Below are 5,834 nucleotides of genomic sequence, written 5' to 3' on the forward strand. Positions count from 1 at the left end.
GTTCGGGGATGATTCTCTCGCGTGCGGCGGTGAACGGCACATCGGCCGTCACGGGTGGTAATGCGGCGCGAGCGCCGGGTATTCCCATCCGCCGCCGGCCGTCGCGGCGAGCACGCGAGCATCGCGCCGATGCCGGGATAATGGTGGCGACGTCGATCCCTGCGAGGTGTTCATCCGTTTTGACGGTGGAAGAGTCAGCCGCGACCCCTCACCTTGTCGATGCCGGCGCGGTCAGCGACCTGTACATCTATCCGATCCGCGGTCTGTCCGGACAGAGACTCGAGCGGGTGACCGTCGACCCCGATCGGGGATTCCCCTTCGACCGGTGCTGGGCGCTGCCGAAGCGTGAGGCGGCCGAGGCCGCATCAGGCGACCGACCGCTCACCTCCGCCGAGGCCTACGGGCTGACGGTCTTCCCGCGTCTCGCAGGCGTCTCGACGCATCTGGATCCCGAGACCGAGAGACTGCGTGTGCACGTGCAGGAGCACGTCGTGCTCGATGTGTCGTTGCGAGATGACACCGACGTGCGGGAGGCCGAGCGCTTCTTCGCGCGGGTGCTCGACCTCGACGAGGCGGACCGACCCCGCCTGGTGCGCCGCGCGAATCGCACCTTCAACTTCTCCTACACGGCCTCGGTCTCCGAGCATCTGACGTGGGCGTGCCACCTCGTCAACCTCGCGTCGATCCGTGATCTCGAAGAGCGCATCGGGCACGAGGTGGACCCGCGACGCTTCCGGGCCAACCTCTACGTCGATCTCGGCGAGCCGTGGATCGAGCGCGACCTCATCGGGAAGGAGTTCCGCGCGGGCGAGGTCGTGCTGCGCGGAGAGATGATGGCCGCGCGGTGCGCGGCGACCGAGGTGAACCTCGAGACGACCGAGCGTGACCTGCCGATCCCCCGCCTCCTGAAGCAGCACTACGGCCACACCGACCTCGGCATCTACGCGAACATCCTCTCGGGCGGCGACCTGGCGCCGGGACTGCCGGTCGCGGTTCCCGCCGGGATCGGAGCCGGGCGCCCATGACCCGCGGTGAGACCGACATCCCGGTCGTCGTCACCGGCCGCCGCCGTCTGGCCCCGACGATCGACGAGTTCACCCTCGCCGCGGCCCATGGTGGTGCGCTGCCCGCATTCGAGGCCGGGGCGCACATCGACGTCGAGACTCCCGGCGGCCATCGACGCAGCTACTCGCTGTGCGCTCCGACCGCCGCTCGTCCGCGGGCGTACACGATCGCGGTGGATCGCCGTGCCGACGGCGAGGGCGGCTCGGTGAGCATGCATGACCGTGCCGCCACCGGCTCGCCGGTGCGGATCTCCTCGCCGAGCACGGGGTTCGACCTTCATCCGACGACGCGCCGGGCGGTTCTCATCGCCGGCGGAGTGGGAATCACCGCCGTGCGCGGAATGCGACGCGACCTGCAGGAGGCGGGGGTGGCGAGCACTCTCGTCTACCTCGTGAGAGACCGATCCGCGGCGGCCTACCTCGACGAGCTCAATGCGCCCGATGTCGTCGTGCACGCCACCCGCGAGCACGATGGGCGACGATTCGACCTGTGGCCACTCCTGGCCGACCCCACCGACAGCGAGGTCTACTGCTGCGGACCGGCGCCGCTCATGCGCACCGTGCGGGCCATGACGATGCACTGGCGTCCCGCGCGGCTGCACTTCGAGGACTTCGTCGGCGTCTCCGCGGTCGACCCGTTCGCCCAGCCCTTCACCGCCGTGTGGCAGCCGACCGGCGAACGCGTGTCGGTCGGCAGTGACCACTCCCTCCTCGACCGGCTCACCGAGAACGGAATCGCCGTTCCGAGCTCGTGCCGGTCGGGAACGTGCGGGACGTGTCGGGTGCGCCTGATCTCGGGGACCGCGCAGCACCGCGACATCGTGCTGGAGAACCACGAACGCTCCGACCGCCTCATCACCTGCGTCTCGCGCGCCGAGCGCGAGATCTGCATCGGTCCTGCCTGACAGCGCCGCGGGGCGCGTCGGTGCGGCTGACTAGACTGGGACGGGACGGTGGCACCGCCGGTGCGCGTCCTGCCGGCGTCGTGCGGCGTCGGACCGCCATTCGAGGGGGCTCTCCTATGCCAGGCATCGTGATCGTCGGCGTCCAGTGGGGCGACGAGGGCAAAGGCAAGGCCACCGATCTGCTCGGTGACCGTACCGACTGGGTCGTGAAGTTCAACGGCGGCAACAACGCCGGCCACACCGTCGTCATCGGCGACGAGAAGTACGCGCTGCACCTGCTGCCCTCCGGCATCCTCTCGCCGGGCGTGAACGCCGTGATCGGCAACGGCGTCGTCGTCGACCTCGAGGTGCTCTTCGACGAGCTCACGGCCCTGCAGGCCCGGGGCCTGGACACATCGCGCCTGAAGGTCAGCGCGAACGCGCACATCATCACGCACTACCACCGCACCCTCGACAAGGTCACCGAGCGCTTCCTCGGCAAGCGGCAGATCGGCACCACCGGGCGCGGGATCGGCCCGGCCTACGCCGACAAGATCAACCGGGTCGGCATCCGCGTGCAGGACCTGTTCGACGAGAACATCCTGCGCCAGAAGGTCGAGGGCGCGCTCGACCAGAAGAACCACCTGCTGGTGAAGGTCTTCAACCGCCGCGCGATCACGTGCGACGAGGTCGTCGAGGAGCTGCTGTCGTACGCGGAGCGGCTGCGCCCGATGGTCGCCGACACCGGCCTCCTGCTCGACGAGGCACTGAAGCGCGACGAGGTCGTCGTCTTCGAGGGCGGTCAGGCCACGATGCTCGACGTCGACCACGGCACCTACCCGTTCGTGACGTCGTCGTCGGCAACCGCCGGGGGAGCCGCGACCGGATCGGGCGTCGGACCGGGCCGCCTGGACCGCATCGTCGGCATCGTGAAGGCCTACACCACCCGTGTCGGTTCGGGGCCGTTCCCCACGGAGCTGTTCGACGAGAACGGCGACTTCCTGCGCTCGCGCGGCTTCGAGTTCGGCACGACCACCGGCCGCCCGCGCCGCGTCGGCTGGTACGACGCGCCCATCACCCGCTACGCGACGCGCATCAACGGCATCACCGACCTGGTGCTCACCAAGCTCGACATCCTCACCGGCCTGGACCGCATCCCCGTCTGCGTCGCGTACGACGTCGACGGCACGCGCTTCGACGAAGTGCCCGTGAACCAGACCGACTTCCACCACGCGAAGCCGATCCTGGAGTACTTCCCCGGGTGGAAGGAAGACATCTCCGGCGCCCGCAGCTTCGACGACCTGCCCCAGAACGCGCAGGACTACGTGCTCGCGCTCGAGGGGATGAGCGGCACCCGCATCTCGGTGATCGGCGTCGGGCCGGCGCGAGACGCGGTCGTCGTGCGACACGACCTGGTCTGACGGCTCGCCGCATGCGGTTCCTCACGGGCGGCTACACCGCCGACATGGGCGGCGAGGCCGCCGGCATCGGGATGCTGCACGCCGGATCGGCCGACACGGCCTACGTCGACGGCGCCCTCGGGTTCGGCGGCGACGTGATCGCGGCCGACTCTCCGTCGTGGCTCGCGGCGCATCCCACCCGCGACGTGATCTACGCCGCGCTGGAGAAGACCGGCGCCGTGCAGGCCTACGCCCGCACCGGTGAATCCACGCTCGTGCCGCTCGGCGCCGCGGTTCCGGCCGGTGCAGCGACGTGTCACGTCGCGGTCGCCCCCGACGGCGGCAGCCTGCTCGCCGCCTGCTGGGGCGACGGCTCGGTGGTGCGGATGACGCTCGACGCGGAGGGCCGCCCGACCGACCCGCGTCGTGCGCCTGCCGCATCCGATCCGTACGACGCCGAGCCGGACGTCGACGCCATCCGCGCTCAGGTGCTCGGGGCGACGGCCGAAGAGGCGGGTGAGGTGCCCACGGCGCGCCCCTCCCGCGCGCACCAGTCCCGCTATCTTCCGGACGGCACGGTCGTGACGACCGACCTCGGTCTCGATCTTGTGCGGGTGTGGCGGCCGGTCGACGGGCGACTGCGTGCGCATCAGCAGGTCGCGCTTCCTCGCGGCTCCGGCCCCCGGCACACGGTCTGGCATCCGAGCGGTCACCTGTATGTCGTCACCGAGTTCTCGCGCGAGGTCTTCGTGCTCGCCCCGGATGCGACCGGAGCGTGGCGCGTCCTCGGCGGCGTGCCGCTCGGCGGCCTCGCCGGCGACACGGGAGCGGAGATAGCGCTGGGGCGCGACGCCAGCTTCGTCTATCTGGGCCTGCGCGGCAGCGACACGATGGCCGTGCTCCGCGTGCGGGGTGGAGGCGATGCGCTCGATCCGGTGGCGCTCGTGGAGACCGGCGTGGTGTGGCCGCGCAACCACGTCGTGGTGCGCGACACGCTGCTGGTCGAGGGGGCACGCTCGCACGAGGTGGTCTCGTTCACCCTCGATCCGCGCACCGGAGTGCCCGGGCGCATCCGGCACCGCGCGACCGTGCCGTCGCCGACGCACCTGCTGCCGGTGCGCTGATCCGCGGCCCGCGTTTCGTCTCGTCGCTCCGCTCCTCGCTCAACGACCGGAAGGGCTTCGGTTGGCGGGTGTTGTCGTCTCGGGTCGTGGATGCGACATCCCGTGACAGGTGAAGGTCGGTTGCGCGGGTTTGGTTGGCGCTGGCTGTCGGTATGGGGCGGGGATGCGACATCGCGTGACAGGTGAATGGTCAAGGCGAAGGCAGGCGGGGGTTCGGTTGACGATGGTTGTCGCTATGGGGGAGGGGCGACGGCTCGGCGCGGGCCGGCACCCCTCCTAAGGCAGCACGATCTCGAAGTCGGGATCGCCGGGGTCGAGGACCGAGAACAGCGACTCCAGCACTCCTGCATCGCCGTCGATCTGCAGCCCCGGCGACGACGTGTCACCGGCGGCGAGGGCGATCATGCGGGCCTTCGTCAGCGACAGGTGCAGCGCGGCATCGGATCCCGGCTCCCTCTCGAGGTAGATCAGCACGCCGTTGCGCAGCGTCACCCGGAAGCTGCGGCCGAGGTCGGTGAAGGTCAGGTCGGTGACGAGGTCGAGATCCCACGCCTTCGGCCCGTCGACAGTGATGGCGAACGCGTCGAGCAGCTGCTCCGGCGTCAGCTGCGCCACGATCGTCGGCGCACTCGTCGATTGGGGTGTTCCGAAGCTCCCCGACTGCAGCTCGGTCGCTCCGGAGAGGAAGAAGTTGCGCCACGTGCCGTTCTCGGAGCCATAGCCGAGCTGCGTCAGCGTCTGCGCGTACAGCTCCCTGGCTGCGGCGTGGTCGGCGTCGGTGAAGATCGCGTGATCGAGCAGCGTCGCCGCCCACCGGTAGTCGCCGCCGTCGAAGGCGGTGCGTGCGAGGGTCACGACACGATCGATGCCGCCCATCGCGTCGACGTACCGCTTCGCCTGCTCGGCGGGAGGATGCGGCCACAGTCGAGCGGGGTTGCCGTCGAACCATCCCATGTACCGCTGGTAGACCGCCTTGACGTTGTGGCTGACCGAGCCGTAGTAGCCGCGCGCGTTCCAGGCGTTCTCGAGGGCCGGCGGAAGCTGGATGATCTCGGCGATCTCGGTGCCGGTCAGGCCCGTGTTCAGCATCCGCAGCGTCTGATCGTGCAGGTAGGCGTAGAGGTCGCGCTGGGTCGACAGGAACGACACGATCTCATCGTGTCCCCACGTTGGCCAGTGGTGCGACGCGAAGACCACATCGGCGCGGCCGGAGAACACGTCGATCGCCTCGGTCAGATAGCGGGACCACACGTGCGGATCGCGCACGAGCGCACCGCGCAGCGTGAGCAGGTTGTGCAGATTGTGGGTGGCGTTCTCCGCCATGCAGAGGGCGCGGTAGCCGGGGAAGAAGAAGTGCATCTC

At 69.9% G+C, this 5,834-nt stretch carries 5 protein-coding genes; 4 read left to right on the forward strand and 1 reads right to left on the reverse strand.

The window, feature by feature from the left end:
• Positions 1-185: 185 nt before the first annotated feature.
• The 4 genes from B4E30_RS08300 (at position 186) to B4E30_RS08315 (ending at position 4,472) form a co-directional block, all read left to right on the forward strand.
• Positions 186-1,025, forward strand: a complete 840-nt coding sequence (locus B4E30_RS08300) for an MOSC domain-containing protein (RefSeq protein ID WP_286717404.1) — start codon at positions 186-188, stop codon at positions 1,023-1,025.
• Complete coding sequence (locus tag B4E30_RS08305) at positions 1,022-1,969, forward strand: PDR/VanB family oxidoreductase (RefSeq protein ID WP_071044255.1); 948 nt, start codon at positions 1,022-1,024, stop codon at positions 1,967-1,969. The genes B4E30_RS08300 and B4E30_RS08305 overlap by 4 nt, the downstream gene beginning before the upstream one ends.
• A gap of 116 nt (positions 1,970-2,085) precedes the next feature.
• On the forward strand, positions 2,086-3,369 hold the full coding sequence (locus B4E30_RS08310; RefSeq protein ID WP_071044256.1) for an adenylosuccinate synthase: 1,284 nt from the start codon (positions 2,086-2,088) through the stop codon (positions 3,367-3,369).
• Positions 3,370-3,380: 11 nt separating this feature from the next.
• The gene (locus B4E30_RS08315) at positions 3,381-4,472 is read left to right on the forward strand and encodes a lactonase family protein (RefSeq protein WP_286794667.1); all 1,092 of its coding nucleotides are present in this window, start codon (positions 3,381-3,383) and stop codon (positions 4,470-4,472) included.
• A gap of 276 nt (positions 4,473-4,748) precedes the next feature.
• Here the strand turns inward: B4E30_RS08315 and B4E30_RS08320 are convergent.
• Positions 4,749-5,834: alkyl/aryl-sulfatase (locus B4E30_RS08320; protein ID WP_286794669.1), on the reverse strand; the 1,086-nt coding region annotated here is incomplete at its 5' end.

The sequence above is a fragment of the Microbacterium sp. UBA3394 genome (assembly GCF_002358725.1).
Taxonomy (GTDB): domain Bacteria; phylum Actinomycetota; class Actinomycetes; order Actinomycetales; family Microbacteriaceae; genus Microbacterium; species Microbacterium luteum.